The organism is Halorubrum salinum (assembly GCF_024494575.1).
GTDB classification, from domain to species: Archaea; Halobacteriota; Halobacteria; order Halobacteriales; family Haloferacaceae; genus Halorubrum; species Halorubrum salinum.
The window spans coordinates 382648-409211 of the sequence record NZ_JANHDO010000003.1; the positions used below are offsets into that span (position 1 = coordinate 382648).

A 26564-nucleotide genomic window follows, 5' to 3' on the forward strand; every position below is an offset into this window, starting at 1 on the left:
CTAGCCGCCGTCCGCCGCCCCCGTCTCCTCGCCGGGAGCGGCGGTTCCGTCCTCCAGTTCGTCGAGGATCGGCCGGTACTTGAGTTGCACCTCGTCCCACTCCCGGTCGGGGTCGGAGTCGGCGACGAGACCCACGCCGGCGAAGAGCGTCGCTCGACGCGGACGCGCGACCGCAGAGCGTATCGCGACCGCGAACGCGCCGTTTCCGGCGGCGTCGATCCAGCCGACCGGCGCGGCGTACCACCCGCGATCGAACGGCTCCGCCTCCCGGATGGTGTCGAGCGCGCGGTCCGGCGGAAGTCCCCCGACCGCGGGTGTCGGGTGAAGCGCCTCGACCAGTTCGAGGACGTGGCGGTCGTCGTCGAGCTCCGCCGTGATCGGCGTGTGGAGGTGCTGTACCGTGGCGAGCCGACGCACGCGCCTGTCGCCGGCCGAGATGGACGCGGCGAACGGCTCCAACTGCTCGCGGACCGTCTCCGCGACGAGTTCGTGTTCGTGGACGTTCTTCGCGTCGTCGAGGAGTTCGTGCGCGAGCCACTCGTCTTCCGTCGGCGTCTCGCCGCGGCCGGTGGTCCCGGCGAGCGCGTCCGTCTCCACCGTTCGGCCGCGGAGCGCGACCAGCCGTTCGGGAGTCGCGCCGAAGAAGGCGCTCCCGCGCTCGTCGCCCGCGGGTTCGAAGTAGTACCGGTGACAGTCGGGGTACTTCTCCGCGAGCCGCTCCAGGGTCGCCGAGCGCGGGAACGGCGCGGAAAGCTCCGCTTCGAGCGCCTGCGCGAGAACGACCTTCTGTAGATCGCCGCCTCGGATCCGGTCGACTGCGGCCTCCACCCCTGAGCGCCACGCCTCGCGGCTCGTGGTGCGGTGGCTCGCTGCGATCCCGGGACGCGGCGGCCGTTCCGTCTCCGCGTCGAGCCCGGACAGTCGATCCGCCTCGGCTTCGAGCCGACGCTCTACGTCGCCCACGGACGCGTCCGACCCGTTCGCGTTCACCGTCAGCCAGACGCCGTTGTCGGCGAACGTCACCTGCACGCGCGGGAGGACGAACCGCGCCTCGGGGAACGGTTTCCACGGGTCGCCGTCACAGCTCCCCGCGTGAAACGCGAAGCCGCCGAACACGCGAGGGCGGGCGGCCTCGGTGCCGGCGTGGACGTCGCCGGAGTCGAACAGGTCGGCGGCGGCGGCGCGGATCTCGGCGAAACGGTCGGGGCCGCGGCCGGTCAGCGTCGCGGCCGCCCCGCTCCCGAGCACCAGCGCGTCGTCGGGTGCGTTCCACGTCGTCCGCGGTGCCGGAAGCGCGTCGAACGCCGCCGCGAACGTCGGGGCGTCGATCGCGGTCGTGCGGCTGACGAGCGACGGCGGCGACGTCGAACGCGCCTGTTCCATTGCCGTGAACTCCGGGCCGAGGAACCTTTATCCTGACTATCGGGGGAACCCGCCCGCCCGTCGACCGGCGCGACGATCCCCGACTCGACCGGCCGACGTGCGGTTCGTCGTGCCGCACGCGGCCGCTAGCTGTACCGCTCTTCTTCCCACGGGTTCGCCGTGTCGCTGTACCCGCGCTTCTCCCAGTACCCGAGCGTCTTCTCGGTGAGAAACTCCACGCCCGTGACCCACTTCGCGCCCTTGTACGCGTACTTGTGGGGAGTGACGACCCGGATCGGGCCACCGTGGTCGGCGGGGAGGTCGCCGCCGTCGTAGCCGTACGCGAACAGCACCCCGGGCTCTGTGCACTCGTCTATCGGAAGGTTCGTCGTGTAGCCGTCGAGCGCGTGGAACACCACGTGAGAGACGTCGTCATCGAGCCCGGCACGCGCCGCGATCTCGGCGAACTCGACGCCCGTGAACGTGCAGTCGAACTTGCTCCAGCCGGTGACACAGTGGAAGTCCTGCCGCTGCGTGACAGAGGGGAGGTCGCGAAACGCCGCGAGCGAGAACGACCGGGGCTCGTCGACGGCACCCCACACCTCGAAGGCGAACGAGTCCGCGTCCCACGCGGGCGTCTCGCCCTTCGAGAGCACCGGGAAGCGGTCGGTCTCGCGTTGTCCGGGCGGGAGCCGGTCGTCGCCGTACTCTCGAAAGAGCCCCGTGAGATCGGTCACGCCGTCGGTGTCGGCCATGCGTGCCGATCAGTGGCGTACGCACCTATCGGTGTCGCTCCCGGCCGGAGAGCGCAATCCGACGCGGCGAACACATACGCACACACTCACTAATACGCATATTCTGAAATAGAGTTAGATGAATTCGAAGTAGTCTTTTGAAGTATTCTACTTTTGTTTTCTTATACCCGCATCTTCGACGCCACATTTATATCCCCATTGCCATTACTCCCGGACAGGAAATGCCACGAGTGGAGATAACCGTGCCGGAGCATCTGGAGATGCAGATCGCCCAGATGGTGGAGCAGGGGGAGTTCCTCAACCGAGAAGAAGCGGTCGAAGAACTCCTGTCGACGGGAATTAAGGCGTACAAAACCAGCGGTCCCCGAGACGACGAGGAGTCGAGTGGCTTCGAGGACGAGGGGATGATGGGCCACGAAGACGAGTACGTGTTCTGACCGGCGGCGGTCGGGCCCGGTCTCGCCGACGCGGCGATATCCGACCGCTATCGCACCGACAAAACCGTGCGTACCCCCCTCAACAACGCTTAAAGGGGCGAGGACCCGTATCTGCGGGTATGCACAAAGACGAGCTGCTCGAACTTCACGAACAGATGGTGACGATAATGGAGCACTTCCGCGACCACGAGACGGTCGACGGCTCGCTTTTCGATCCGTACGACGAACTCGACGTCGACCCGTCGCACGTCCACAAGTCGAAGAGCGAGCACAAACACGCCGTGTTCGTGCTCGGCAACGCCCTCGCGAACGCGATGAGCGAAGACGAGTTCTCGCCTGCGGGCCGCGTCGGAAAGCGGATGAAAGAACTCGCCGACGACGCCGAAAACAAGATCTGAAAGGCGGTTGTACGCCGATACGCGGACTCCCTGCCGGCAGCGACGGCGCGCTCTACGGTTCTAAACGGTTCGGGTCCCGCGGGAACATGATCGCCTCTTTGATGTTCGAGAGCCCGGCGACCTTCTGAACCAGTCGGTCGATACCGAGCCCGTAGCCCCCGTGCGGCGGCGTGCCGTAGCTCAGCGCCTCGATGTAGAACTCGAAGTTGGCGGTCTCGACGCCCTCCTCTTCCATGACCTCGACCATCCGATCGACGTCGTGTTCACGCTGCCCGCCCGACGACAACTCCTGTCCCTTGTAGATCAGATCGAACTTCCGAGACGCGATGTCGTCTTCGTCGACGTCCTGCATGTAGTAGAACTTCTCGTCGGGGTACCCGACGACGAAGAAGGCGGGGTGTCCCTGCTCCTCGAAATGCTCGCCGAGCAGCTTCTCACCCTTCGTGTCGAGGTCGGTCGGGTCGTCCGGGAAGTGGCCGTACTCGGTTTCGAGGATGTCGAGCGCCTCCTCGAAGGTGACCCGCGGAAAGTCGTCTTCTGGCACCTCGAGGTCGACGTCGAGTAAGTCCAGTTCGCGCTCGGCGTCCTCTGCGACCGCGCGAAGCGCGTAGCGGAGCGACTCCTCTTGGACGTCCATCACGTCGTCGTGGTCGTCGATGTACGCGAGTTCGACGTCGAACATCGCGATCTCGGAGACGTGCCGTGAGGTCGCGAAGTCCTCGGCGCGGAACGCGGTGCCGGTCTCGTAGACTGCCTCGTAGCCGGAGGCCATGAGCATCTGCTTGTACAGCTGCGGGCTCTGTGAGAGGAACGCGTCTTGGTTGTAATAGAGGATCGGGAACAGCTCCGCGCCTCCCTCGGCTCCGCCCTTCGAGATGAGCGGCGTCTTGATGTCGACGAACCCCTCGTCGTCGAACCACTCTTCCATCGCCGTGATCAGCTTCGAGCGCAGGGTGAACACGGCGAGCGTCTCCGGTTTCCGGAGGTCGAGCGCGCGGTTATCGAGCCGGGTGGAGAGGTCGACCTCGATGTCTTTCGAGATCTCGAGCGGCAGCGGCGAGCCCGCCTCGTCGATGACTTCGTACTCGGTCGGCGCGATCTCGACGCCGCCTGGCGCCTGGTCGCTCTCCAGCGGCTCGCCGACGACGCGAACGACGTCTTCGGCTCCGACGTCTTGGACCGCCTCGAACAGGTCCGGCTCCCGCTCCTCTTTGAAGACTATCTGGATGAGCCCCTCACGGTCGCGTACGATGAGGAAAACCAGCCCGCCTAAATCGCGGATCTCGTGAACGTGGCCGGCGATGGCGACCTCGTCCGCGTCCGGTTCGACGTCCGACGTGTGGATACGCTCTATCATGGAGACTGAGTTACGTCCCACTGGTCGGGCGGCCGTCATAGGCCTGTCGTCTCGCCTCGACAGAACCCGACGCGCTGGGTCGTCTCGTCCGTAATCTCCGTCGCGGTCACCCGTCTATCGGCGCGCGGACCTGCGCTTCCGCGCGGCGGAGCACCTCCCGCACAGCGAGTCCGGTCTCCGCCGCGACCGCGGCCGCGTCGTCGTACTCGGCGCTGACGTCGTAGACCTCGCCGTCGGCCGTCGACGCCACCTTCACCGACACCTCGTGGTCCGCGCCGTCGAGAGAGATCGTCGCCGTTTCGAACTCGCGATCGGCGATCCAGCGGTGGCTCGCTCCCGACTGTCGGACGCCGAGCGTCCCCGTCTCGCGGGCGAGCGCCTCCGCGACCGCCTCGGCGTCGGCCGGGCGACAGATCACCTTCACGAGGTGGCCGGGCCGCGATTTCTTCATCGTCGTCGGGACGACCGTCACGTCTCGCGCACCCGCCCGCGAGAGCGTCTCTTGGAGCCCGCCGAGCACCTCCGGCGTGGCGTCGTCGAGGTTCGTTTCGAGGACGGCGACGTCGTCGCGGACGAGTCCGCCGGCGTCTCGGTCTCGCTCGTCCCCAGCGGCGCGACCTCTTCCGTCGCCGACGAGGACGCGGAGCACGTTCGGATGCTCGGGGAACGTCGCGTCGCCGGCACCGTACCCGACCCCGTCGAGCGCGAGGTCCGGCACCGAATCGACGCCCTCGGCGACCGCACCGAGGATCGCCGCGCCCGTGGGAGTCAGAAGTTCGGCGTCGACGGGGCCGCCGCGAACCGCGTAGTCGGCCTGAGCCGCGATCTCCGCCGTCGCCGGGGTAGGGACCGGATAGACTCCGTGTGTCATCGCCACCTCGCCGCGCCCGGCGGCGACCGGGGTGGTGACGACGCGGTGCGGGTCGAGGTCGTCGAGGAGGAGCGCCGCGCCGACGACGTCGGCGATCGCGTCGTCCGCGCCGACCTCGTGGAAGTGCGTCTCGTGGAGGTCCGTGCCGTGGACCGAGGCCTCGGCGCGGCCGAGTCGCTCGAACGCGTCGAGCGCCGTCGATTCGACAGATCCGGAGAGATCCATCGACTCGACGAGCGCCACTACCTCGGAATAACTCCGAGTGACTCCGGCCCCCTCGGCGTGGTCGTGGTCGTGGTCGTGGCCGTGGTCGTGGTCGTGTCCGTGGTCGTCGTGGTCGTGGTCGTGGCCGTGGTCGTGGTCGTGTCCGTGGTCGTCGTGGTCGTGGCCGTGTCCGTGGTCGTCGTGGTCGTGGTCGTCGTGTCCCTTCGACGGCTCGATATCGTCTCTCGGCCCGTCGAGGAGCACGTCCACGGTCGTCGCGCGTATCCCGTTTCGGGTCGTCTCGCCAACCTCGTACCGGACCGGCAGCCGCTTCGAGACGGGGGCGAGCACGGCCGGGTCAGCGCCGGCCGCGATCAGCGCGGCGCAGATCATGTCGCCGGCGGCACCGGTTCGGCCGTCGAAGACGAGCGTTCGCATGGCCCATCGGACGCGAGCGGCGGACAAATACCTCCGGATTCGACTCCGATACCCCACCGCGAACACGCCCGGTCCGCGTCGCGGCTCTCTCACTTTCCGCTCCCCGATTCGAGTCCCTACCAGCCCGGCCGCGGCGCTCACGAGGTGTGAGCGCCGCAGGCATGCGGGGGAAGGGATTCGAACCCTCGAACCTCTACAGGAGCGGATCTTAAGTCCGCCGCTTTTGGCCAGGCTCAGCCACCCCCGCGCAGATCCGGGTTCAAGCGGCGGAGTCAAACCCCTTTCGAATGATCGGGCCGCGATCCGCGGGGCGGTCCACGGATGTCGATCCACAGACAGCGATCCACGTGCGTCCGAGATGTGGGCGACGACGTGTCGGTGACCTACCAGTCGACCGAGAGCGTCCCGTCGCCGTGCGGATCGGGTGCGATCTCCTCGTCCGTCCGCCGGTCGACGACGTGAATCACGCCCTGTTCTTTCTTCGCGGGACACACCTCCGCGGCCCGGATGTTCTCGTCGAGTTCGTCCTCGCCGATGTAGTACGACCGCGGCTTCGCCATGCCGCTCTGGATGTCCATCACCCAGTTGTCCGCGACCTCCGCACACTTGCCCGCCCCGAAGCACTTGTTGGCTTCAAAGACGATCTTGTACGGCTTCTCCTCGACCGGCGGCCCCTCGCCGCCGATGTCGCTCGCCCGAACGACCTCGTCGCGGTCGGTCTCCGGTTCGGCCTCGTCCGTGTCCGCCGCCGTCTCGTCGGCGTCGCTCATACGTTTCGTCGGCGCCGACGCGACTTTCGTCTGTCGATCGTTCTCGCCGATCGGCGACCGATGGTTCTCGTCGTCCCGGTGGTCTCCGAGTCTCTTCTCGGATCACGCAGGTCTCTTCTCGGACCGCACGGGTCTCCCTCCGGCGGCTCACCGGTGTGCGTCGAGTCCGTCCTCGGGCCCCTCGACGATCTCGTAGCTCCCCTCCGTCCAGCCGTCTTCGACGAAGACGAACACCCGCCCGCCGGCGATCTCGGGGTCGGCGATCACCTCGTTGCGCTGTCCCGTGCGGCCGACGATGACGCCGGGAAACACCTCCTCGCGGTCCCCTTCCTCGACCATGACGCGGCCGACGCCAGAGTCCTCCAGTATCTCGTCGTCGGTGTTGTAGTCGTTGACGTACGTCATCACACCCTCGGTCTCCGTCGGATCGGTGACGAGGACGTGCGTCTCCTTGCCCGGGCCGGCCGTCACCGACCCCTCCACGGAATCGGGAACACCGCGGTAGAGGGTGGTCCGCCCGTCGAGGTATTCGACGACGACGCCCTCCTCCCGGAGGTCGATCCCGATCGACGTCGGCGGAACGTCGCTTCGCGAAGGCGCTGACATACGAACCGGTCCGAGCGCGCCCCTCAAAAGCGACGCGGGACGCGCCGACGAGCGATGGGCTCACGCCGGCATGGCCGAACTCGCGGGTGCGTGCGAGACGGCAGATAGCAATAGAAGAGTGGATAACAATAGAAGCGGAGATGGCAACAGGAGATCGCGATTGCGATCATAAGCGAGCGGACGTGCGCCGCCACCGCGAACCGACGCCGTGAGAGACTCGCCGTGATCGCTACCTCTTTATTTGCGCTCGCGAGCCGTGAGTGCATGGAGGGACGGGCAGCGGCGCTCGGAGCCGGAACCGTGTTGAACGCGCTCGCGACCGGCACCGGCGCGGCCTTCGGTATTGACGTCGAGACGCGCGCGACGGTCGCGCTCGACCCCGACAGCGACGGCGTCGACGGACGGATCGCCGAGGACGCCGACGCCGACACCGACCTGATCGAGCGCTGCGTCGCCCTCGCGGTCGATCGCTGGGGCGGCGGCGAGGGGGGAACCGTCCGCACCGACAGCGACGTCCCGCTCGCGGCGGGGCTGAAAAGCTCCAGCGCGGCCGCGAACGCGACCGTCCTCGCGACCTGTGACGCGCTCGGCCTCGAGGTCGGCGACGACGCCGACGACTCGTCGGTCGACGTCACGCGTCTCGAGGCCTGTCGACTCGGCGTCCGCGCGGCCCGAGAGGCCGGCGTCACCGTCACGGGCGCGTTCGACGACGCGGCCGCCTCGATGCTCGGTGGCGTCGCCGTCACCGACAACGGGAGCGACGAGCTCCGGTCGCGCGACCCGGTCGACTGGGACGTGCTCGTGTGGACCCCGCCCGAACGCGCCTACACCGCCGACGCCGACGTGGCGCGCTGTGAGTCCGTCGCGCCCATGGCCGACCTCGTCGCCGATCTCGCCCTCGACGGGCGGTACGCCGAGGCGATGACCGTCAACGGCCTCGCCTTCTCCGCCGCGCTCGGGTTCGACGCCGATCCCGCGGTCGAGGCGATGCCGCACGCGTCCGGCGTCTCGCTGTCGGGTACCGGACCGAGCGTCGTCGCCGTCGCGGACCCGGACGACCCCGACGCCGACCTCGACGCTGTCGCCGACGCGTGGGACGACCGACCCGGAGCGCTGCGACGAACGACAACGAGAAACGACGGCGCGGCCGTTCTCCGAGAGTGAACCAATGAGCGAAACACCGAATCCCGAAGAGATGAGTCTGGACGAACTGCGCCGCGAGATAGAGGACATCGACCGAGAGATCGTCGAGCTGATCGCCCGTCGGACGTACGTCGCCGACACCGTGGCGGCCGTGAAAGCGGAGCGCGATCTCCCGACGACCGACGAGGGCCAAGAAGAGCGCGTGATGGAGCGCGCCGGCGACAACGCCGAGCGCTTCGACGTCGACGCCAACCTCGTGAAGGCGATCTTCCGGCTTTTGATCGAACTGAACAAGGTCGAGCAGCGGGAGAGTCGTTAGAGTTCCATCAGACCGAGGCTGTATTCGAGTGCCTCGTCCACTTCCTCCATACGGGACGCCGGCACGGAGCCGAGACTGGTATTAATACGATGCTCGATGGACACCGTGCGAATCTGACTACAGAGAGCGACCGAATCCTCTCGGAGCGGAGACTCGGCGGCCGAGACGAGTACCTCGAACGGGTACAGTTCGTCTCCTTGCGAGGTCGTAAACGGGACGACGATGGTCGTCGGCGCATTCTCGTTCCCAACGTCGTTCTGCACGACTAGGCACGGTCGTGTTCCCCGTTGCTCTGACCCCTCTGTCGGGTCAAGCTCGACGATGACGATGTCTCCGCGGCGAACGTCCATCGATTACCACTTGGGAACATCACCGAGGTACTCGTCGGCCTCGCGAGATACACCGTCCATCTCCTCCGCGAGGGCTTCGGATTCTGCTGCGCGTCGTCGGTATCCCTCAGCGAGTTCCTCACGAGACAGCGGTTTTTCGATGGTGATTTTCCCGTCCTCTTCGTGAACCAGTACCTCGTCCCCCCCGTGGATACCCAGTTTCTCTCTCAGTTCTTTCGGGAGGGTGACTTGCCCCCGTTCACCGACCTTACGTTCCTCGCTCTGGCTCATGTTTATTCATATCATATTCATATCTATATCCTTTTCGCTCGGAGAAGAGCTGAGAGGGGACAGACCACCACGACATGCGCAACTTTCGTTCGGGGTTCGATATAATGGATTTCAGCTACCTGAACAAGGTCGAGCAGCGGGAGAGTCGGTAGGGGGGTCACACCGGATACGCTACGTTCGGCCATCGACCGATCGAGCCCCTAGAGAGCGGTTTCAGCGGGATACAACGCCTTGCCGTCGAGACGTCTCGTGGCGAGCGTGCCCCCGACAGCGAAGCGTCACTGTTTATGTTGCCTCGCCTCTGGTTGCAGCAATGAGCGTTCCATGTGTCGCGGTCGCGCGCGAGCGCGGCGAGCACGTCCGCGAGCTGCTCGCCGACGCCGACGTGATCGACGGGGACCACGAGATCACCGTCGACGGAGACACGATCTACATACCGGTCACCGACGCGGAACGCGTTCCGAGCGGCCTCGGAGGCCGGATCGAGAGGCGCGACGCCCCCGAGCGCGACAGACCGAAGACGCCGGCCGAGATCCTCGGATTCGAGCCCTCGGTAGAGCGACTGGGAGATATCGTCATCGTCGACGAGGACGATCCCGACCGCGCCGCCGCGATCGCCGACGCGGTGATGGCTTCCGATCTGCCCTGCGAGACGGTGCTCAATCGCGCGTCACCCATCGAAGGCGAACTTCGCGTTCGGCGGTGGGACGTGCTCGCCGGGAACGGCACCGAGACGGTCCACCGCGAGTACGGCCACGAGTTCGCGCTCGATGTCGCCGAGGTGTACTTCTCGCCGCGGCTCGCGACCGAGCGTCATCGCGTGGTGACGCAGGTCGGCGCGGACGAAACGGTCGTCGACATGTTCGCCGGGGTCGGTCCCTACGCGGTTCCGATGGCGAGCCACGGTGCCGACGTCGTCGCCTGCGATCTGAACGAGACGGCGATCCAATACCTCCGGGAAAACGCCGAGCGAAACGGCGTCGCCGATCGGGTGACCGCGGTCGCCGGTGACGTCCGCGAGGCGGCGACGGAGTACGCCGACACGGCGGACCGGCTCGTGATGAACCTCCCGCACTCCGCCGACGAGTTCCTCGACGCGGCGACCGCGCTGGCCGGCGACGACTGCGTGATCCACTACTACGACATCCAACACGAGGACGATCCGTTTGGCCCGGGAGCGGACGCGATACGCGCCGCCGTCGGAGACGAGTACGCGGTCGACGTAGAGACCGAACGGGTCGTCCGGTCGTACGCGCCACACGAACACAACGTCTGTTTGGACGTCAGACTGACGCGGACGGAACCGTAGTGCGGTCCAGTGGAACTGGTACCGGCGTCTAGAGGCGGTGGCAAAGGCAGATTCGCCGCCCGCCCGAGAGTATCGCGGGTCGGAACGGCGTCGGGCCCGTCACATGACAAGAGTCCACGGCCCCGTGACCGTCGAGGTCAGAGGCGATTGTGCGCTTGACACGCCGGTAGCGTTGGCCACGCAGGTGCCGTGGTGGATCACTCGCTGGGGAGAGTGGCGCGTCAGATCGCCGTGGGGGATGCGATCGACGCGGTCGTCGACGCCCGGTACGGGCTCCGACCGGGCACACACCGACGAGGGAGTCGATCCCCGCCATCGCGGCACGCGTTCGGTGTCATCACACTCTGATTAAACCCCAACCACATATTTATGCTTTTTCCTTATATCATACGAACTATTTGCTAGATACCTACTCGTATGTAGTAATATATAGTGTATTTCAAAACACATGGATGTCGTGCGAGTGTCTACCGACCGGAACAACCGATCCGATCGGTACCGACTGGACTTCGTCGCCGCCACCGTTTCGGAACCCTTATTTTCGTGTTCGGAAATGGTCACATGCGCGCCGGGGTAGCTCAGCTGGCAGAGCGATTCCTTCGTAAGGAATAGGTCGAGGGTTCAAATCCCTCCTCCGGCTCTCGCTTCACTTCGTTCTGCGAGGGAGTACGAGTAACCGTTAGAGGGCCTCATACTTGTCTTTTCGCATTTAGGAGCACCTTGATAACTACCATTTGATTCGGTCTCGCGGACGGGATTGCCGTTAACATTTGATTCGGTAATGGGGTCGCGGGTGAGCCGTGGTGGAGTCTAAGCAAAGGAAACGAATCCGGATGATCTTCAGGCGCGGGTCCGTTCGCTGGCAGCCTCGCGCGGCCCCTCGTTGCGATAGAACGTCCCCGACGATACCACACGACCCACGGGGGACCGGTTAGAACTCGGTCAGGCGACTTGTGTGCGTGACACAGAGTTAGGGCGAGAGTCGATCTCGAATTTTACGGCGGCCCTATACGATTCCGCGTAGATTCGGGTAGGGCTGGTCCAAGGGTGGAGAAAAGTTGACGGCGGCAGTTCTATCGCAATGTCCGCTCTCTCCCCGGACAAATCACACATATTGGAGAGTGTAGTTTCTTCGGAGAAAGATACAGCCTCGGTTAGTGACGGACGGGACACCCTCGATCAGATGGGCTGAATATTGTAGGGGAATGAAAGGCGGCTAAGCAGAGCGCACAGATGGCTGTGAACATTTTCGCCGTGACACTCGCCATGGAAGTGTGTTCGCTACAAAACGTCGTCAAGTAGTTTGATATGAGCCTTCCACGAACTGGTATATATGACTCAGGAACTCTACGGAATACGGCTTATCGAGGAAGGGGATGTGCGTATTGAGTTCCAAGGGCCACGTCAAGTCGATCCCTTCGTAGACCTCGTAAACCACCTGCTAAGCGAGTATAATTTGGAATCGAAAATTCAACCCCTTCCCTATATCCCCGGTACAATGCGACCAATCATACATGATCAGACTTCTCATGGAGAGAGGAAAATGAAACAACCTCGTGAACTCGTTAACGGATATTACTTAGAGCTGAACCTAAGCGCCGAGCAAAAACAACGAGAGGTTGAGCGTTTAGTTAGGAATTTTGCTTTTGAAGTTCAGTACACCGGAAAGTGGGATTGAGTCAACGCGCGTAGTGTCTGTTCCCCGATGTTCTTTCGGACCGGATATTGTCTAAACCCGAGACGGTGTCTATTAGAACACGTCGAGGTAGTCTTCCACGACGGCGCGTTCTTCCGCAGTTAGGTCGAACAGATCGTACACCGCATCATCGATCTCGGCTTCGAGTTCGGCTATGTTCGTCTCCTCGACCTCGGTACGATCCGTCTCCAGACGCTCCAGTAGTTCCACCACGCCATCATCGCTCCGGGGAATGGGAATGGTCGTTTCCTCGCTGCTCTTGACGCTCCGACCGTCTACGGCGGCGTGAACGTACTCAGCGCGGCGCTTGCGAGCGTCTCGATCATCGGAGTACATCGCCGGGTCGTTGATCTCGTCAGAACGCCCCGCCTGTACGGTAAAGTCGCCGTCCATGTCCCCCTGAATTTCGGCATTGACCGGGTACCGCCGGGTCTGCCACTCGTAATTGATGTAGTCGAGTTCACCGTCGTAGTCGCCGAGGTATGCCTCCGGGAAGCGGTCGGTCCGGCTATCGAGGTCGATGGTGTCTACGATCTCTCCTGCCGTCCCGCGCATCGATCCGAAGACGCCCGCCGTGTCCTCGGTGACACAGGGGAGCTTCTCGACGTACTGCGATCTATACTCGTAGTATCCGCCCATCTTGACCGTCGTGATGTGCTTGAAATAGAAGTCGAGGGCTTTCGAGTTGAGCTGGCATGTGATCTCCTCGGTGAGGCTTCGGTGGTCGGGATCTAAGAGGACTCCATACGCGGTCGTGAAATACCAAGTCCCCGGCTCGTCGATCATAAATGTCGCATCGGTAGCGATGTGTGCTTGGATGATCTTGGGTGCCTCGAATTTCCCGAGGTTCTTCGGATAGATGTAGCCGTACCAGTCGTCCTTACCTTCTTTTCGACCGCTCTCTCGGGCCTCAAGCGCGTCTCGATGTTCGAGGAAGAACTGCCACGTTTTCGGAAGGTTCTCGCTTAAATACTCTTGCGAGTACAACCCGGCCTCAACTTCGCCGCTGTCTGTCTCCTCGGCATAGTACGGGTGAACGACATGGAGTCCGCCCCAATCGCCTCGCCATCGTTTCACTTCGTCTCCTTCCAAGAACGGGCGAAGTAGGTCGGTCTCGATCTCGTACTCCTGTGACTCTCCGATCGGGACTACGGTCACTACCCCGTCAGTATCATCCGATTCAATTCTGTCGGCATCCAGCACATCCACCACATAGATCTTGTTCGCGCTGGTTCGGATTCCCTGAAAAACGGCGTCAGTCACGTCCCCAATCGTCGCTGGTGCCTGCCTCTCCAGCTTCTCGAAGACCTGTAGCTCCTCGGGAGGCATCAACGCCCAATACTCGTCTCCCGAGAGCTTCGATTGTGGGTAGTCGAACACGTCGATGAACTCGTCAGAATAGCCCGGGGAGCCGCGGTTCTCTCGCACCGAAGTCACAATCTCCTCGTCCAGTTCTCGGTCGTCCTCTCCGTCCGTGTTCGCCTTCACCCGGACGCACCGAATTTCGTTGTCTTCGCGCGCCGCTCGGTCGGGCTCGTCTTCGAGGATCACGACCGCGGGGTAGTTGGTGGCGTCCTCGAACACGCCCGAGTCCCGGAAGTCGTACACCTCCTCGATCTGGCTGTCTTCGAGGAGAACGCGCCGAAGCCCCTCCCCGTAGTCCGTGACCATGAACTGGTTCGGCGTGATGAATCCGAGCTTCCCCGTGCCCTCCGCGAGCCAGTCGAGACCGCGCTCGTAGAATGGGCAGTATATGTCGTAGTTCCCGGTTGTCGCGTCGTACAGCGTGTCCATCATCGCCTTCTGACTGTCCGGGAGGTTCTGGATACGGACGTACGGTGGATTCCCCACCACGTAGTCGTATTCCATGTAGTTCTTGACGACGAGTGCCAGCACCGTGTCCTCGAACATCTTGAACAGCCGCCCGTCGTTGTGTTCCTCCTTGAGATACCGGACGTTCTCCAGCATGTCGTTCACGTACGGGGCGAAGAACTCCTCGACGCCGTCGTACTCGCGCTTGGTGTGGTGGTGGATACGCTCCTCAAGCCCGCTCTGGTAGGTCCAGTCGAAGTCCCCGCCGAACTCCTCCGCGAGCGCCATGTGGTCCTTCACCGTGTCGAGAACGCCCTGTAACGCGGCGAAGTACTCCCCGAAGTTGCTCACGCCCGTCTGAACTTGGAGGGTGTCGAACAGCGGCATCCGAACGCGTCGCACCAAAAAGCCGTCCTCGGTCTCATCCACCTCGTCCTCGTCCACTTCGACTGGGAGCGGGACCGGGATCCGCACGTCTTTCTCATCGTCGACCATCGCGTCGAAGGTCATCTGCCGGGAGCCGTCGTCACCGAGGTCGGTCCCGGTTAGTTCCCGCTCGTTCCGTAGAGTGTCGGTCCGGTAAATGGGTAGACGGCGGATCGTGTATTCCGGATGTTCCTGTTTTGCCTTCCGATACGCGGGGAGAACTGCCACGACAAACCGAATCTGCGCCATGAGAACGGCGAAGGGGTGTATGTCGAGCCCGACCACGCGCGGGCGGGTACATAGGTCCTGTAGGTGGTCTTTCCAATCCGGGTCCTCCTCGTACTGCTCCACGTCCGCGATGTACCGCTCGACGGCTTCCACGAGGAACGTCCCGGAGCCACAGGCTGGATCAATGAGTCGCTCGTTTGAGACTCCCCGCTCGTAGCCGACGCCGTCCATGATGTAGTCGATCACCGGTTGCGGCGTGTAGAACTCTCCGAGGGCCTTCCGCGTCTCCGGGTCGAAGTATCGCTGATACAGGTCCCCAAGGAGGTCCCCCTCAACGTCCCCGAAGTCGAACCGAAGTACGTTGAAGAACACCTCCGCTACCGCCCGGCTGAATCGGTCTCGGGTCGCGTCGCTGATCCGGTCCACCCCGCCGGCCTCCTTGGCGACTTCCTCGAACTGGCTCGCACCCGTCTCGTGCCCCCGAGACAGTTCCTCGGCGTAGCCGTCCGTCCACCACACGAAAATGTCGTCCTGAAACAGCCCCTCAACGAGCTGATCCGACATGTCGTCAATGAGATTGTCCGCGGCGACAGGGAACGCGTCGAGATTGATCGTCCGGCCGAACCCTTGGAGTCCGCGGAAGTAGTCGTCCATCCCCCCGTACGGGGTGCCGGCGAAGAAGTCGTGATCCTCGGTGGCCTTCGCGAGGAGGAGACGGGCGAGAAGTGCGTGTCCGCTTTCGAGACAGAACATGAAGTCCCGGAGCGACTGGTTCCCGCCGATGAACGGCTCCCACGAATCTGGCACCTCGTCGGGCTCGCTCGCGTATGTCGCCTCCCAAAAGTCGTACGCCCCCTTCACGAACTTGGCTTCCTGTTCGTCACGGAGTTCTTCGAGGAGGTCCATCATGCCCGTAACGAGGTCGGCGAACGGGCTGCCCTCCTCAAGCCGGAACGTGTCGAAGAAGTGTTCCTGCCCGAGTTCGGCCTGCTGATTCAAGGGAATCGGATCGAGGTTCCCGAGAAAGTTGTTCACGTCGTCGGGATCGGTGAGGTCGAACTCGCGTTTCTGGAGCGCGCTTGCGAGGTCGCGGGCGTCCGAGTCGGTGACGGCGTCGAGAGAAACGACGAGTCGGGGGCGGTCCTCCCCACGTCGGTAGAGGCGCAGTTCCTCGCCGTTCGTCAGAACTCCGTGTTCCGCCCGGAGGAAGTCCATGTAACCGAACAGCTGTGACCTGTGTTGCGGGAGGGACTCGCCGGTGGTCTTGAATTCGTATACGGTCGTGACGGCCTCGTTCGAGTCCAGCGTGATGTAGTCAGGGCGGCGATCGTCGGGAAGGGTGAACTCGCTTCGGAGATCGGTGCCGGTTCCCTCGAAACCAAGAGCATCGTAGAAGCCGGTTTCGAGAAACAAGTTCTCCACGTCGCGCTCACTCATGTCCCCCGCCGAGAGGGTACTGACGGCGTGGAGAGACTCGGAGACGGCGGCGGCGTCGGGCATAGCCTCTTGTGTCGACCGGTGTTCCTTAATGATTGCTGACTACTTGGGTACTCGATCGCGATAGAACCCCGGCGAGAATAGTCCGTTCTGGCGTTCGGATATGCCGAGCAAAGGATCGCAGGCGGCGGGGTTCCCGCCTACTCGGGGAATTCGCGCCGGCCGACGGAGTAGCAGTCAAAACACGGGAGCCGGTCGCCGTCACACTTGCACCCGCCGTCGGTGGCGACGCCGAGGGCCGGGCTTGAGCCCTCGAAGTCCACGGCCGCGTTCAGGACGGTCGGGCCCCCGACGATCGCGAGTGCGGTCTTGTGCTTACAGTCCGAGTCGTGATGAACGTCGGCCGGGCACTCGCACTCGGCTGGAACTGCGACGCCGTCCCGCACCTCCACGCCGACCGTGTACGAATGATCGTCTTTGAGGTAGCCGTAGCTCGCGTTCGTGACTTCGATCAGGTGCGGGCCGGTCACGGTGAACTCCCATGACTCCCACTCGACTCGGCGAAGGGTTCGCGAGGTGTAATCAAGGTATTCGACAGCGGTACGCTTTTCTCCGGTTCGGCTTGTAGTTGCCATTGGTCTTCCCCAAGAAGGCCACCGTCCGGCGTCACTACCGCCGGGCGTTTCCGATACGCCCCGAGGGATGGGTCCTTCTTACCACTACCTACGTAGGAATAGGATATAGCTGTATCGGTTACCCTCGAAGGAACTGGAAACAGCTATCTGGATTCGGATAGAACCGCCCGGTATGACTGCCGACAATCGCGAGCGTTCGGACGACGGGACCTATGCCGAGACCGTCACTCCCGAAGACGTCTTGGCGCTGTTCACCGACACGGAGCCCCGGACTGCGACCGAGGTAGCGGATGAACTCGGGATCGTACGCCGGACGGCCTTGAACAAGCTGAACGAACTCGCCGAGGAGGGTCGTATTCACAAAAAGAAGGTCGGAAGTCGAGCGGTGGTTTGGTGGGTTTCGGGCGACGACGAGTGACCGAACAGGGTCGCCTCAGGCGGCCGAGGATGCTCCCTACGGGCTCCAAGCAACAGACCGTAGATGGGGTCCTGTTCCCGTCCCAAAGCTCACCACGGGACTCACCGAGAGCCTACGAGCGAAGAAAGCGGCCGGCGGGGTCGGCGGCGTTCTATCGCCCCCTCGGATCCGCCTTGGGCTCTCCTCACAGGTCCTATCGTGGCTCGCCGTCGACGGGGATCCATTTGGGGTCCGGTAGGGTTCCGGCCGAAGGTCTGGTACTAACTTTTCATGGCGAAAAACCGCCTATACCAAAGGCTCGAAACGGCTTGCATGGACGGATCCGGGTCCGGGGTCTGCCGGGCTCGTAGTCGACGTGTTAGGGGCTTGCCGATCCGGGGTCTGGTCCGTTGTCCCCGTCGTGGAGTCCGACCGGTGAAGGAACCGCCCGCATATCCCCCTGTCTCTGTCGGGCTCCGCCGTGGGTTCGGGGTCCCGTCGCTCCCACCGTCGGCCGGCGTCGACCCACCAGAATTCTGCGCGCGAGGTAAGGCCCGGTCGGTTGCTACACCGTCAATTCCCTCTACAGGTATAGAGAGTGTTACCCCGCAGATATTTTTGAATTTTTGAGATACCTCTATAGGCCCCTCGGAAAGGTACAGACAGGGCTCAGAAGGTGGATTGTGTATTTCCTTATGAGCGTTCCCTGAGTTAGCTCGCAGTAAGCAGCGGTCGCTGATATTGTGGGCGGCGGTTCTCTCGCAATGTTGGCTCTCTTTCCGGACACATCACACTCATATTAGAGTGTGGCATGCCCGATGAATGACCTCACATAGCAGTCTCCCGCGGAGGAACTACATAGCCCGGACCGAACTCAATCAGCTCGGAAAGGTTCTCGGGGGTATACCGCCATGGACGGCCTCGGCCCGAGCCTTTTCCTGTCCGTTTTTCTCCTGTCACGATTCCATCCTCGGAGAGACCATTCAGGTTACGGCGTGCTGTTTCCACGCAGATGGCATCCTCCTCGCCATGGATCGTCTCTAAGACCTCCTGAACCTCTCTTGCGGTCCACTCTGTAGTTTCGTCTCCGTACTCCCGAAGTACACGAAGAACATCGGTCAGTCCATCGCTGTTCACCCACAGTTTAGGACTAATCAACCGATCATCGTATTCGACCCACTCCGGGAGTGCCGAAGTGTGAACGAACACAGTCGCTCCGCGATTTCCGTTCTCGTCTGGTTGTCGACCATAGCGCATCGCAGCTTGGAGAACAACGTTTTCACGGACTGCGTGGAGAAACGGTTCGCCTGCGGTTCCGAAACTTAGATTCCGTCCTGAGAGACGCTCTCCATCGTCGTTAGTCACAGCTTCAACTCCAACACCGCAAAGCGCCGCCCACATTTTGACAACTTCGTCGCCGGGGTAGTTACAGCCGGATACGATCCCGAACCGGGAGCGACCGAGTGCGTTCGTCCCGATTAGGTTGTTGTAGTGCTCGTATTGGTCGACCTCATTCAAGAAGCCGGCACGCCCGTAAGCTTCGTTGACGGCCTTGGTGCTGATTAGTGAGGGCGGGTCGTCGCTCCCGTGTGAGCCGATCATCCATTTGAACGCGAGCACATCTCTTACTGTAGCCTCGTTCATACTGTGGATCTGATTGCTCGGCTTATCGGGGTCGAACTCTTCCCCTGATGCGTAGGGCTTGACGTAGGCACTCGTCCGGATGAATCGTAAGCCAAGTTGATCGCGGATATATTCGTTTTTGTACTCCTCAGTCGGGAGTACCGGGTGATGTTCGATACCGGGCAGCAGAAGGTCCCATAGCTCAAGCGTCGGCGTTCCATCGAGAGCAATGACTCCCCGAGCGTTCGTAACCGGTGGCCGAGTCAGAAGCCACACAGAGCCGTTTCCACCGTTCATTACCCCTATGGTGTCCCGGCCGACCTCAGCACGACCGTATCTGTTGACTGGAAGTGGCTTGGCAGAAAGCGCCAGTTCAGTTAGCAAGGGTGCTTCGGCTACCGCGTTACCTCGACCATTAAAACGGCTTGACCAGAACGAGCGGTTCTTTCCCTGTGACGATCGCCACTTGCTAATCTCAGACTGGATCTCCGGATCGTCTTTCCTCTCGTTTAGATCGGCATAGTTCTTGAACGGGAGATCGGGTTCTGTCTGGAGATATGCCGTAATACTCTCTTGAACAGTCTCTCCGCCGATTTTCCGAACGGCATCCTCTCCGGGGAATTCGTCGAAGACGACGTACCGATCCTTGTGATACCGGCCAGGTTTCTGGATCGTTATTTCTTTTCCGTCCGACTTCTGGATCGTCTCGGTGTACGGTGTAAACGAGTGGAGATAGTTACCGATGATCACGTCATATGGTTCCGCATTTCCCTTCTCGATCTCGTCCAGCATCCGGTGGAACCCCTCGCGGCTTTGGACGTAAGGACACGGACCATCGGATTGGCACGGAAGCTGATCCCCGAAGTGCTCATGTACTGCGGTGAAACTTTCGAGCCGTTCGTAGACCTCTTCAACCTTGTCGTCCCACTCGTCCGCTTCTGGATGACGAGACTTACCGTGGGTATTCTTATACTGTTCTCCAAGTGGACAGTCGGCTCGCTGTGACGGAATACGCGCGTATCGCTGGTTAAGTTCCTCACACGACTCTTCGTACTGACGATACAGGTCGTGTCTGAGGGTGTAGATCGTAATCGGTTCTCCGGTATCGGTCTCCCAAAGAGGTATACCACGACTTTTGCCCATCGCCGGCAGGGCATCAACCAGTCCTGGCCTGTCGCTCACAAATGCTTCACAGATTGTCTGGTAGCAATTCGGATCAACGGACTTTCGGTACGATTCTATCGCTGTAGATGTAGGTTTAGCAGACATTTTTAGACTAAATCAGAGAGTTTCAGGTCGGTCGCACCCGGGTAGCTAATATCGCCACCGGATTCACTCAGCCATTCACCGAACGAGAGACTACATCCATGACAAAAGAAATGGAAGTGAATCTCCTGCTCAATATCTCGCCCATGAGGTGGGCGGTATGTCCGGTCAATCATCTCGTAGCCAGTCATACAATTAATCAGATCGCCACACCGCTCGCAATAACCGCCTATAGTTTTGTTAGACATTTTCGAATGGAGAGGATCGCCGGAATACAGATTAGACTGAGACTTAGATAAGCATCTCAAGAACTACGATTCAGTCATACTCATACAATCCCGGATATCGAACTTACGAGATTAGAATGGATGCTGTCTGACAGCGTCTCCTTTCCACCCACTAATCTACGAGTAAGTATATATAGATACCGTTCAGGAAGGTGATATAGCTGCTCGGCAGGAAGTCCTCTTCACTATACAGACTACCTCTATCCTATTATAGATACCGTGACACGAGATCGCAGACTTGCCGGCAGAAACTCTCTTCACTATACTAACAACCCAATTTGTCTTATAGATTCCGTAACACGTGATAGCAGATAGCTCGCCCGGCAAATACGAGTGGGCGGCGGTTCTGTCGTGATCCAGACTATATCATAATCCGTGAGATGGTGTGGGATCTATGAGTGTGGGAACAAGTCCGGCTGTCCTACCGGTCGTACCCCTCTACTCGCCAATCGTGGTAGATCTGCTTCGGCCACGTCGCACAGTTTCCATCCTTATGATGGCTCACCATCCCTCTTAACATTCTAACATACTCTACACTTTCAGGAGGCATCCCACAAGAAGGACAGAGAAATGGAGCCTCTTCCTCAATTTGGCCCCGTTCCATGGGTTCCGGTAGTTTCTCACGGAGGTGCTCCTCAAAGTGGGAATGACAATCAGCACAGATGTTAATTAAGGACCGTTGTCTTCGGGTGATCTTATCCTCTCGAATCTTCTCCCCATCATGAATGTCAACATTATGTTTACAGACATTCTCGACCTTTCCGGTCCTCGACTTTCTCAGGACGTGATCCCGGTACGGTGGAGGTCGAAACAGAATGTAGTGCTTGCCAAAGTCGGGTGGCACCTCACCAATTATTTTGATAGAGTCAATCGGTCCCTCTTTGATGGGATGTGCCGAATAATAAGCTCCCGAACTGGTGATGCTTACTTCATCGTCGATTGTGTTTCCCCACTCATCAAGAAGGGTGATCAAGGTCTCCTCGCCATGTTCTCTGACTGAATCTACCACCACCTCCATTCTTGCATCTGTGTCGAACGCCGTCCTGTGGTAGTCTAAGCGGAGTACGTCTCCGTTGCTCAATTGGTTGGGATTTGGTATTGTCATAGTCTCTATTTGAATTTGATTGATATGTCTGTGCCGGTCATTAGTTCGATCAAATATCCTTCAAGTAGTCTTTCCGTCGCTCGGCCTTCTCATCGTGGGTACCCTTGTCGTAGTGCTTGTCCAAGATCGGTCCGCTCATGTTGACTCTATTTCCGGTCACGTCTTTCGGCTGCCCTGCGTTTCTCGCAGCCGTCACGTAGCCCCGACGAAGCGCGTGCGGACTGACTGAACCGGGGCACTTCGAGGCGTGGCCCCAACTGGTCGACTGACACTCCTGCGGGTCCTCGTTGAACGGACAGGTGCCGCCGTTGTAGAAACACGGTGACGTGGACAGGTAGACGTGCTTCGTGATGGTCGTACGGCTTGCCCGGCCGTGGTCCGTAGCAATTAGCGGCTCGCGGTCGTGGTCGTCGATCACGTCAGGCCGGCGGTTCTGAATGAAATCGGCAACCACATCGGCGGTGTCGGGCCGAATCAGCACGTCCCGCTCGCTGTTGTGTTTCCGCTTCAGAGGAGTTCCTGTCTCCGGCCGGTGTCGGATCTCGATCGCCGGCCGTCCCTCATCAAAGTCGTCCACGTCAAGCGTACGGAGGCCGCTGATTCGCATTCCGCACTTCCACAGGAGTAGGATGGTGACGTGGCGGAGGCTCGCGTACTGGTACTTCTCAAGTTGGTTGAGGATCTGAACTGCCTCCTCGCGGAGTAGTACGTCGTTGCAAATCTCGTCCTCCTGTTTGACTTTCGTGATCTGGATGAGTTCGTGGAGCCCGACAGGGACGGCCTGTATGGACTCGCAGAACTGAATGAAGTTCCGGATCGTCCGCATATCGTTCCGGGCGGTGATCGGCTTGACCGACTCCAACCGCCATTCCTCAAACTGTGCGATAGTGTCGCTGCTCACGTCACGCATGTCGGCGGTTCCCTTGCTATCCAAGAACTCGATAAGTCGCGTGAGTGCGGTGTCGTAGTTGTAGATCGTCTTCTCGGTGACGTGGGTTCGCTTCTTGTTCAGGTACCGTGTCCGTGCGTCCCTCGGGGGAGTAGGTTTGAGTTCCATGGGTGGTCTCGTGTACTCCCCGGCAGAACGCCGCGCTCGTGTGCCCGCGTCGAGGGGTTTCAAATCCCTCCTCCGGCTCTTCTGACGAAACGAAGCGGGACCGAAGAGCTGCAAGAGCCATTTGAACCGGGAGCGAAGCGAGGTGTCGAGCGGAACGACCGCGGTTCACGGTCTCTGCCGGCGTGGGTTCGACGGTCGTCGTTGCCGGCACGGCGTCAGTTGCCGAGGGATTCTACGGGCCGGGATAGAACGCTCTTCCGGGTCGAAGCTACGGTTCGGAAGGGAGTGGCAGCGTCATCCGCACGGTCGTGCCGTTCTCGTCGAGCGCGAGGTCGCCGTCGGCGTTGTCCACGGCCCACTTGAGACACCAGAGAGAGACGTTTTCGGCGTGCGCGAGCGGCGTCTCCTCGCCGCGTTCGACCGCCTGCACGTCGAACTCCGGAAGCCCACAGCCGTCGTCTTCGACGGCGACGAGCACGGCGTCGTCGGTATCGGCTCGGGTCACGCGAACCTCGACGGTGACGCCCTCGTTGTTTCGAGCGATCTGCGCGACGACGTCCGCTATCGTCTCTGGTAAAATAGACACGCCGGTGACTCGCTCCGGCACGTCGTCGTCGACGTCGAGCGCGATCGCCGTGTCCGAGTCGCCGACACGCACCCGCGAGAGCGCGTCGTCCAACGCGCTCGCGATGTCGACCGGCAGCTGGTCGGCGTCGTCGTCGGCCAACAGCTGTTGCATCCGCCGCGTCTGCTCCGAGACATCCGCCAGCTTCATCGCCGTCTCTCGAATCGTGTCGAGGCCGTCCTGCTGGTCGCTTTCGGCGTTCCGTGACAGCAGGTCCGCGCGTCCGGCGATGATGTTGATGTCGTTACGGACGTTGTGGCGGAGGATCCGATCGAGGACGCTCAGCATCTCCGTACGCTCTTCGAGCGCGACGTTCGACGCCTCGAGCTGGTCGCGCGTCTCGCGTATCTCCGCGATTCGATCCCGCTGGGCGTCTCGCATCGCCGCGAACGTCCGATTCAGCTCACCGAACTCGTCCGCGCGCTCCGTCTCGAACGTCACGTCGTACTCGCCGTCTCGTATCCGCCTCGCTTTCTGGGTGAGTCGTGAGAGCGCGCCCGTCACGTCCGCGCCAAGTATTGACACGACACCTACGAAGCCGGTCAGCATGAACGCGCCGACGATCCCGATCCACGTTCGGGTTTCGTGAAGGATCGCGAACGCCTCGCGTTCCGGCGCGTGTTTGATCAGTACCCAGTCGGTCCCCGTGACGGGAACGTACGCCGCGACGTATCCGTCCCCGTCGCTCGCGGACAGGGCAGAATCCGACGGTTCCGGGTCGGCAATGAACCCGGACTCGCCGCGAAGCCCGGAACGGAGAGCGTACGGTCGTTCTCCGCCGTCGTCGTACGGCTGCAGCGTCGCCGACGCGTCGTCCGCGAGCACGATGGTCCCGTTCGAGTCGACGACGCGCGTGAAGCCGCCGGCGACCGGGTAGGTGAACCTGTCGAACGCGCTCGTGGTCCCGACGGCGACGACGAGAAGCAGTTCGGGCCGCTGGCGGATCGGCGTCACGTAGCTGACTACCGTCGTTCCATCGACGCGTTCGTACGGGTCCGTCGATCGAACGTCGTCGAACCCGCGGAACGCGAGCCGCTCGTTCCACGGGAGCGCGGTCGTCGGCGCGCCCTCGATCGACGGATCGGTGCTCGTTCTGATCGATCGATTCCGACGGTCGACGACGTACGCGGCCTCGATGGCGATCTCGTCGCGCGTCCGTCGTTGCCCCTCGAGGTACGATCGGATGGCCTCGTCGTCGTTCGCGTACACCGGATGCTCCGAGAGGATCTGTGCCGTGAGCCGGTTCCGGGTGTCCCACTCGGTGAGTTCGCCGGCCTCGGCCGTCGCCGCGGCAGTCATCGAGTCCTCGACGTTCTCGTTCAACAGCCCGCCGACCTGAACGTACAGCCCGACCCCACCGACCGCGGTGACGAGGAACACGGCGAGCAGTGCCACGGCGAGCTTCCGCCGATACGAAGACCGAACGAACGACCGAAGGCGCGCGGCACCGGGCGGAGACCACATCACCGGACCTCCGCCGACAGGAACGACTCGGCGACGGCGCTCGGAAGCTCGCCGTCGACGAACACGCGTCGGTTGAGCCGTCGCATCGCCGGCTCGCTGAGGGCGTCGACCACGGGTTCGAGCGCCGTGAACACCGCCGGATGCGCGTCGACGGTCGGAGCGTGTGCAGTCGGAGCCGGATTGTACGGGAGAAAGTATCCTCCGTCGTCGTCGAGCGTGACGATTCCGTCTCGGTCGAGCTGCGGATCGCTCGCGAACCCGTTCGCGACCGTCGCGTCGCCGCTCGCGAGGAGTTCGTACGTGAGACCGATGGAGGTGACGGTGAGCGCGTCGCCGGAGAGCGAGGCCCGCGCCGCCGGATCGGCGTCGTAGTGGTCGAAGAGTCCCGGCCAACCGTCGCGGCGGTGGTAAAACGCTCCGTTGACCGCGACCGGGACTGCACGCTCCGCCGCGCTCGCGTACGCCAGCAGGTCTCCGATCGTCTCGACTCCGGTGTCGCGACTCCACGCCGCATCGGTGACGAGCACGTACTCGTTCGAGAAGTCAGCGGGCGGGGCCATCGCTACCCCCTGGTCGCGAGCGTCCGCTGCGGCTCGCTCGTAGACCGCTCGGGGATCCATGATCCGCTCGTCGCGGACGGGCGGGAGGCGACCCCATACCGTTCCCGTGTACTCCCAGTAGAGGTCGATCGTGCCGTCCCGCACCGCCGCCCAGTTCGTCTGTGTGTCGCCGCGTCCGATTCGGTCGACGAGCCGAACTCGTTCGAGGTCTCGGAGGCTGTGGTACGCGAGGTATCCGAGAATGCGTTGCTCGTCGAACCCCTTCGAACCGATCCGGAGAGTGAACCGGGGACCGGCGGGCGAGGTGTCCCCCAGACACCCGGCCGAAACACCGGCGGTCACGCCGCTCCCGACTCCTGCGGCACGCGCGAGATACTGCCGGCGAGTCGGAGGCATACGTGCGAACATATCGGACAGCATAGACATAAACGTACGTGCCGGGAGCGGTCGCGGCCGCGTGCCACGCTCGATATGGGTAGGGTTTTCCGGCGTGCGGTCGTCCCCGTGAACATGGCACGAGACGTTTCCGATCCCGACAACCCGCAGGTGACGCTTCAGACGAACCACGGCGAGGTCGTCGTCGAACTGTTCGCCGACCGCGCTCCGAAGACGGTCGAGAACTTCCTCGGGCTGGCGCGTCACGACCCCGCCGCAGACGCCGAGCCCGACCGCGACACGAACACCTGGGAGGACCCCGAGACGGGCGAGACGCGGGGCGACTCGCTGTACGAGGGTGCCGTCTTCCACCGCGTCATCGAGGACTTCATGATCCAGGGCGGCGACCCGCAGGGGAACGGCCGCGGCGGCCCCGGCTATCAGTTCGACGACGAGTTCCACGACGAGCTGACCCACGACGGTCCGGGTATCCTCTCGATGGCTAACTCCGGGCCGAACACCAACGGCTCGCAGTTCTTCATCACGCTCGACGCCACCCCGCACCTCGACGGGAAACACGCGGTCTTCGGGCAGGTCATCGACGGGATGGACGTCGTCGAGGAGATCGGCTCCATTCCCACCGACCGACGCGACGAGCCGCGCGACGCGGTCGAGATCGAGGGCGTCACCGTCGACGAGTAGCGTCGCTCACCCACGAACGTGGGGCCGGTCTCGGTCCACCGACTGTTTCTCACACGCTCGTGGTCCGGTGTCGCTGTCGCTCCGCGAGCGGCGTCACTCTCGGACAACACAGCAAAAAATCGCAGAACTCGACGCGCGTCGCGCGCGGAACCCCTCGTTACTCGAAGAGTTGGACGGCCTGTTCGTAGCGGGCGGCGGGTTCGTTCCAGTCGACGACTTCGAAGAAGTTGTCGACGAACTCGCCGCGGGCGGGGCCGTAGTCGTGGTAGTAGGAGTGTTC

At 62.3% G+C, this 26564-nt stretch carries 24 protein-coding genes and 2 tRNA genes; 9 read left to right on the top strand and 17 right to left on the bottom strand.

What is annotated here, in order from left to right:
• Positions 1-1383, bottom strand: coding sequence for an isochorismate synthase (locus tag NO930_RS10635; protein WP_256403442.1), 1383 nt, complete (start codon positions 1381-1383; stop codon positions 1-3).
• A 125-nt stretch (positions 1384-1508) separates the two neighbouring features.
• Positions 1509-2117 carry a sulfite oxidase-like oxidoreductase gene (locus tag NO930_RS10640; RefSeq protein WP_137784063.1) on the bottom strand — a complete coding sequence of 203 codons (609 nt, stop codon included), beginning with the start codon at positions 2115-2117 and terminating at the stop codon, positions 1509-1511.
• A 221-nt stretch (positions 2118-2338) separates the two neighbouring features.
• Here NO930_RS10640 and NO930_RS10645 point away from each other — a divergent pair, with 221 nt between their 5' ends.
• On the top strand, positions 2339-2554 hold the full coding sequence (locus tag NO930_RS10645) for a DUF7120 family protein (RefSeq protein ID WP_049982317.1): 216 nt from the start codon (positions 2339-2341) through the stop codon (positions 2552-2554).
• 119 nt (positions 2555-2673) lie between these two features.
• Positions 2674-2952, top strand: coding sequence for a UPF0058 family protein (locus tag NO930_RS10650; RefSeq protein ID WP_137784064.1), 279 nt, complete (start codon positions 2674-2676; stop codon positions 2950-2952).
• 52 nt (positions 2953-3004) lie between these two features.
• Here NO930_RS10650 and aspS read toward each other — a convergent pair whose 3' ends face one another.
• The 5 genes from aspS to NO930_RS10675 all read right to left on the bottom strand — a co-directional run bounded on the left by aspS (position 3005) and on the right by NO930_RS10675 (position 7198).
• The gene (gene aspS, locus NO930_RS10655; RefSeq protein ID WP_256403443.1) at positions 3005-4309 is read right to left on the bottom strand and encodes an aspartate--tRNA(Asn) ligase; all 1305 of its coding nucleotides are present in this window, start codon (positions 4307-4309) and stop codon (positions 3005-3007) included.
• A 106-nt stretch (positions 4310-4415) separates the two neighbouring features.
• A complete protein-coding gene (larC, locus tag NO930_RS10660) occupies positions 4416-5822 on the bottom strand; it encodes a nickel pincer cofactor biosynthesis protein LarC (RefSeq protein ID WP_256403444.1) in 1407 nt (468 codons plus the stop codon).
• A 162-nt stretch (positions 5823-5984) separates the two neighbouring features.
• A tRNA-Leu gene (locus NO930_RS10665) sits at positions 5985-6069 on the bottom strand.
• 136 nt (positions 6070-6205) lie between these two features.
• The gene (locus NO930_RS10670; protein ID WP_137784316.1) at positions 6206-6592 is read right to left on the bottom strand and encodes a ferredoxin; all 387 of its coding nucleotides are present in this window, start codon (positions 6590-6592) and stop codon (positions 6206-6208) included.
• 147 nt (positions 6593-6739) lie between these two features.
• The gene (locus NO930_RS10675; RefSeq protein WP_137784317.1) at positions 6740-7198 is read right to left on the bottom strand and encodes a DUF5796 family protein; all 459 of its coding nucleotides are present in this window, start codon (positions 7196-7198) and stop codon (positions 6740-6742) included.
• 264 nt (positions 7199-7462) lie between these two features.
• Here NO930_RS10675 and NO930_RS10680 point away from each other — a divergent pair, with 264 nt between their 5' ends.
• Both NO930_RS10680 and NO930_RS10685 read left to right on the top strand, forming a co-directional pair.
• Positions 7463-8362: a shikimate kinase gene (locus NO930_RS10680; RefSeq protein ID WP_256403445.1), complete on the top strand. Its 900-nt coding sequence runs from the start codon at positions 7463-7465 to the stop codon at positions 8360-8362.
• A 4-nt stretch (positions 8363-8366) separates the two neighbouring features.
• The gene (locus NO930_RS10685; protein WP_137783253.1) at positions 8367-8660 is read left to right on the top strand and encodes a chorismate mutase; all 294 of its coding nucleotides are present in this window, start codon (positions 8367-8369) and stop codon (positions 8658-8660) included.
• Here NO930_RS10685 and NO930_RS10690 read toward each other — a convergent pair.
• Positions 8657-9010 (bottom strand): type II toxin-antitoxin system PemK/MazF family toxin, encoded by a 354-nt coding sequence (locus tag NO930_RS10690; protein ID WP_137783254.1) that lies wholly within the window; start codon positions 9008-9010, stop codon positions 8657-8659. The genes NO930_RS10685 and NO930_RS10690 overlap by 4 nt on opposite strands.
• Before the next feature lie 3 nt (positions 9011-9013).
• Positions 9014-9280 (bottom strand): AbrB/MazE/SpoVT family DNA-binding domain-containing protein, encoded by a 267-nt coding sequence (locus NO930_RS10695; protein WP_137783255.1) that lies wholly within the window; start codon positions 9278-9280, stop codon positions 9014-9016.
• A gap of 313 nt (positions 9281-9593) precedes the next feature.
• On the opposite strand from NO930_RS10695, the gene NO930_RS10700 reads away from it, so the two are divergent.
• The 3 genes from NO930_RS10700 to NO930_RS10710 all read left to right on the top strand — a co-directional run bounded on the left by NO930_RS10700 (position 9594) and on the right by NO930_RS10710 (position 12267).
• Entirely contained in the window at positions 9594-10589 is a 996-nt protein-coding gene (locus tag NO930_RS10700; RefSeq protein WP_256403446.1) for a class I SAM-dependent methyltransferase, read from the top strand.
• Positions 10590-11156: 567 nt separating this feature from the next.
• Positions 11157-11229, top strand: a tRNA-Thr gene (locus NO930_RS10705).
• Between the two features lie 693 nt (positions 11230-11922).
• Positions 11923-12267 carry a hypothetical protein gene (locus tag NO930_RS10710; protein ID WP_256403447.1) on the top strand — a complete coding sequence of 115 codons (345 nt, stop codon included), beginning with the start codon at positions 11923-11925 and terminating at the stop codon, positions 12265-12267.
• A 72-nt stretch (positions 12268-12339) separates the two neighbouring features.
• Here NO930_RS10710 and NO930_RS10715 read toward each other — a convergent pair whose 3' ends face one another.
• Both NO930_RS10715 and NO930_RS10720 read right to left on the bottom strand, forming a co-directional pair.
• The gene (locus tag NO930_RS10715) at positions 12340-16251 is read right to left on the bottom strand and encodes an Eco57I restriction-modification methylase domain-containing protein (RefSeq protein WP_256403448.1); all 3912 of its coding nucleotides are present in this window, start codon (positions 16249-16251) and stop codon (positions 12340-12342) included.
• Positions 16252-16388: 137 nt separating this feature from the next.
• Positions 16389-16823, bottom strand: coding sequence for a hypothetical protein (locus tag NO930_RS10720; RefSeq protein WP_256403449.1), 435 nt, complete (start codon positions 16821-16823; stop codon positions 16389-16391).
• A gap of 172 nt (positions 16824-16995) precedes the next feature.
• On the opposite strand from NO930_RS10720, the gene NO930_RS10725 reads away from it, so the two are divergent.
• Positions 16996-17241 carry an ArsR family transcriptional regulator gene (locus NO930_RS10725; RefSeq protein ID WP_256403450.1) on the top strand — a complete coding sequence of 82 codons (246 nt, stop codon included), beginning with the start codon at positions 16996-16998 and terminating at the stop codon, positions 17239-17241.
• An 807-nt stretch (positions 17242-18048) separates the two neighbouring features.
• Here NO930_RS10725 and NO930_RS10730 read toward each other — a convergent pair.
• The 5 genes from NO930_RS10730 to NO930_RS10750 all read right to left on the bottom strand — a co-directional run bounded on the left by NO930_RS10730 (position 18049) and on the right by NO930_RS10750 (position 25603).
• Positions 18049-20025 carry a hypothetical protein gene (locus NO930_RS10730; RefSeq protein ID WP_256403451.1) on the bottom strand — a complete coding sequence of 659 codons (1977 nt, stop codon included), beginning with the start codon at positions 20023-20025 and terminating at the stop codon, positions 18049-18051.
• A gap of 792 nt (positions 20026-20817) precedes the next feature.
• Positions 20818-21501 carry a hypothetical protein gene (locus tag NO930_RS10735; RefSeq protein WP_256403452.1) on the bottom strand — a complete coding sequence of 228 codons (684 nt, stop codon included), beginning with the start codon at positions 21499-21501 and terminating at the stop codon, positions 20818-20820.
• Positions 21502-21550: 49 nt separating this feature from the next.
• Positions 21551-22558, bottom strand: a complete 1008-nt coding sequence (locus NO930_RS10740; protein ID WP_256403453.1) for a tyrosine-type recombinase/integrase — start codon at positions 22556-22558, stop codon at positions 21551-21553.
• A gap of 268 nt (positions 22559-22826) precedes the next feature.
• Positions 22827-24647 (bottom strand): sensor histidine kinase, encoded by a 1821-nt coding sequence (locus tag NO930_RS10745; RefSeq protein ID WP_256403454.1) that lies wholly within the window; start codon positions 24645-24647, stop codon positions 22827-22829.
• On the bottom strand, positions 24647-25603 hold the full coding sequence (locus NO930_RS10750) for a glycine betaine ABC transporter substrate-binding protein (protein ID WP_256403455.1): 957 nt from the start codon (positions 25601-25603) through the stop codon (positions 24647-24649). The genes NO930_RS10745 and NO930_RS10750 overlap by 1 nt, the downstream gene beginning before the upstream one ends.
• 114 nt (positions 25604-25717) lie before the next feature.
• Between NO930_RS10750 and NO930_RS10755 the strand changes: the two genes are divergently transcribed.
• On the top strand, positions 25718-26284 hold the full coding sequence (locus NO930_RS10755) for a peptidylprolyl isomerase (protein ID WP_137783259.1): 567 nt from the start codon (positions 25718-25720) through the stop codon (positions 26282-26284).
• A gap of 157 nt (positions 26285-26441) precedes the next feature.
• On the opposite strand, the gene NO930_RS14150 is transcribed toward NO930_RS10755, so the two are convergent.
• On the bottom strand, positions 26442-26564 hold a 123-nt coding region (locus NO930_RS14150; protein WP_275552421.1), incomplete at its 5' end, for a Fe-Mn family superoxide dismutase.

Coding starts and splice junctions, on each gene's coding strand:
- NO930_RS10755 (WP_137783259.1), top strand. CDS start 25,718: ATGGCACGAGACGTTTCCGATCCCGACAACCCGCAGGTGACGCTTCAG.
- NO930_RS10700 (WP_256403446.1), top strand. CDS start 9,594: ATGAGCGTTCCATGTGTCGCGGTCGCGCGCGAGCGCGGCGAGCACGTC.
- NO930_RS10645 (WP_049982317.1), top strand. CDS start 2,339: ATGCCACGAGTGGAGATAACCGTGCCGGAGCATCTGGAGATGCAGATC.
- NO930_RS10715 (WP_256403448.1), bottom strand. CDS start 16,251: ATGCCCGACGCCGCCGCCGTCTCCGAGTCTCTCCACGCCGTCAGTACC.
- NO930_RS10680 (WP_256403445.1), top strand. CDS start 7,463: ATGGAGGGACGGGCAGCGGCGCTCGGAGCCGGAACCGTGTTGAACGCG.
- NO930_RS10635 (WP_256403442.1), bottom strand. CDS start 1,383: ATGGAACAGGCGCGTTCGACGTCGCCGCCGTCGCTCGTCAGCCGCACG.
- NO930_RS10720 (WP_256403449.1), bottom strand. CDS start 16,823: ATGGCAACTACAAGCCGAACCGGAGAAAAGCGTACCGCTGTCGAATAC.
- NO930_RS10745 (WP_256403454.1), bottom strand. CDS start 24,647: ATGTGGTCTCCGCCCGGTGCCGCGCGCCTTCGGTCGTTCGTTCGGTCT.
- NO930_RS10750 (WP_256403455.1), bottom strand. CDS start 25,603: ATGCCTCCGACTCGCCGGCAGTATCTCGCGCGTGCCGCAGGAGTCGGG.
- aspS (WP_256403443.1), bottom strand. CDS start 4,309: ATGATAGAGCGTATCCACACGTCGGACGTCGAACCGGACGCGGACGAG.
- NO930_RS10650 (WP_137784064.1), top strand. CDS start 2,674: ATGCACAAAGACGAGCTGCTCGAACTTCACGAACAGATGGTGACGATA.
- NO930_RS10640 (WP_137784063.1), bottom strand. CDS start 2,117: ATGGCCGACACCGACGGCGTGACCGATCTCACGGGGCTCTTTCGAGAG.
- NO930_RS10710 (WP_256403447.1), top strand. CDS start 11,923: ATGACTCAGGAACTCTACGGAATACGGCTTATCGAGGAAGGGGATGTG.
- NO930_RS10690 (WP_137783254.1), bottom strand. CDS start 9,010: ATGGACGTTCGCCGCGGAGACATCGTCATCGTCGAGCTTGACCCGACA.
- NO930_RS10695 (WP_137783255.1), bottom strand. CDS start 9,280: ATGAGCCAGAGCGAGGAACGTAAGGTCGGTGAACGGGGGCAAGTCACC.
- NO930_RS10675 (WP_137784317.1), bottom strand. CDS start 7,198: ATGTCAGCGCCTTCGCGAAGCGACGTTCCGCCGACGTCGATCGGGATC.
- larC (WP_256403444.1), bottom strand. CDS start 5,822: ATGCGAACGCTCGTCTTCGACGGCCGAACCGGTGCCGCCGGCGACATG.
- NO930_RS10670 (WP_137784316.1), bottom strand. CDS start 6,592: ATGAGCGACGCCGACGAGACGGCGGCGGACACGGACGAGGCCGAACCG.
- NO930_RS10740 (WP_256403453.1), bottom strand. CDS start 22,558: ATGGAACTCAAACCTACTCCCCCGAGGGACGCACGGACACGGTACCTG.
- NO930_RS10685 (WP_137783253.1), top strand. CDS start 8,367: ATGAGCGAAACACCGAATCCCGAAGAGATGAGTCTGGACGAACTGCGC.
- NO930_RS10725 (WP_256403450.1), top strand. CDS start 16,996: ATGACTGCCGACAATCGCGAGCGTTCGGACGACGGGACCTATGCCGAG.
- NO930_RS10735 (WP_256403452.1), bottom strand. CDS start 21,501: ATGACAATACCAAATCCCAACCAATTGAGCAACGGAGACGTACTCCGC.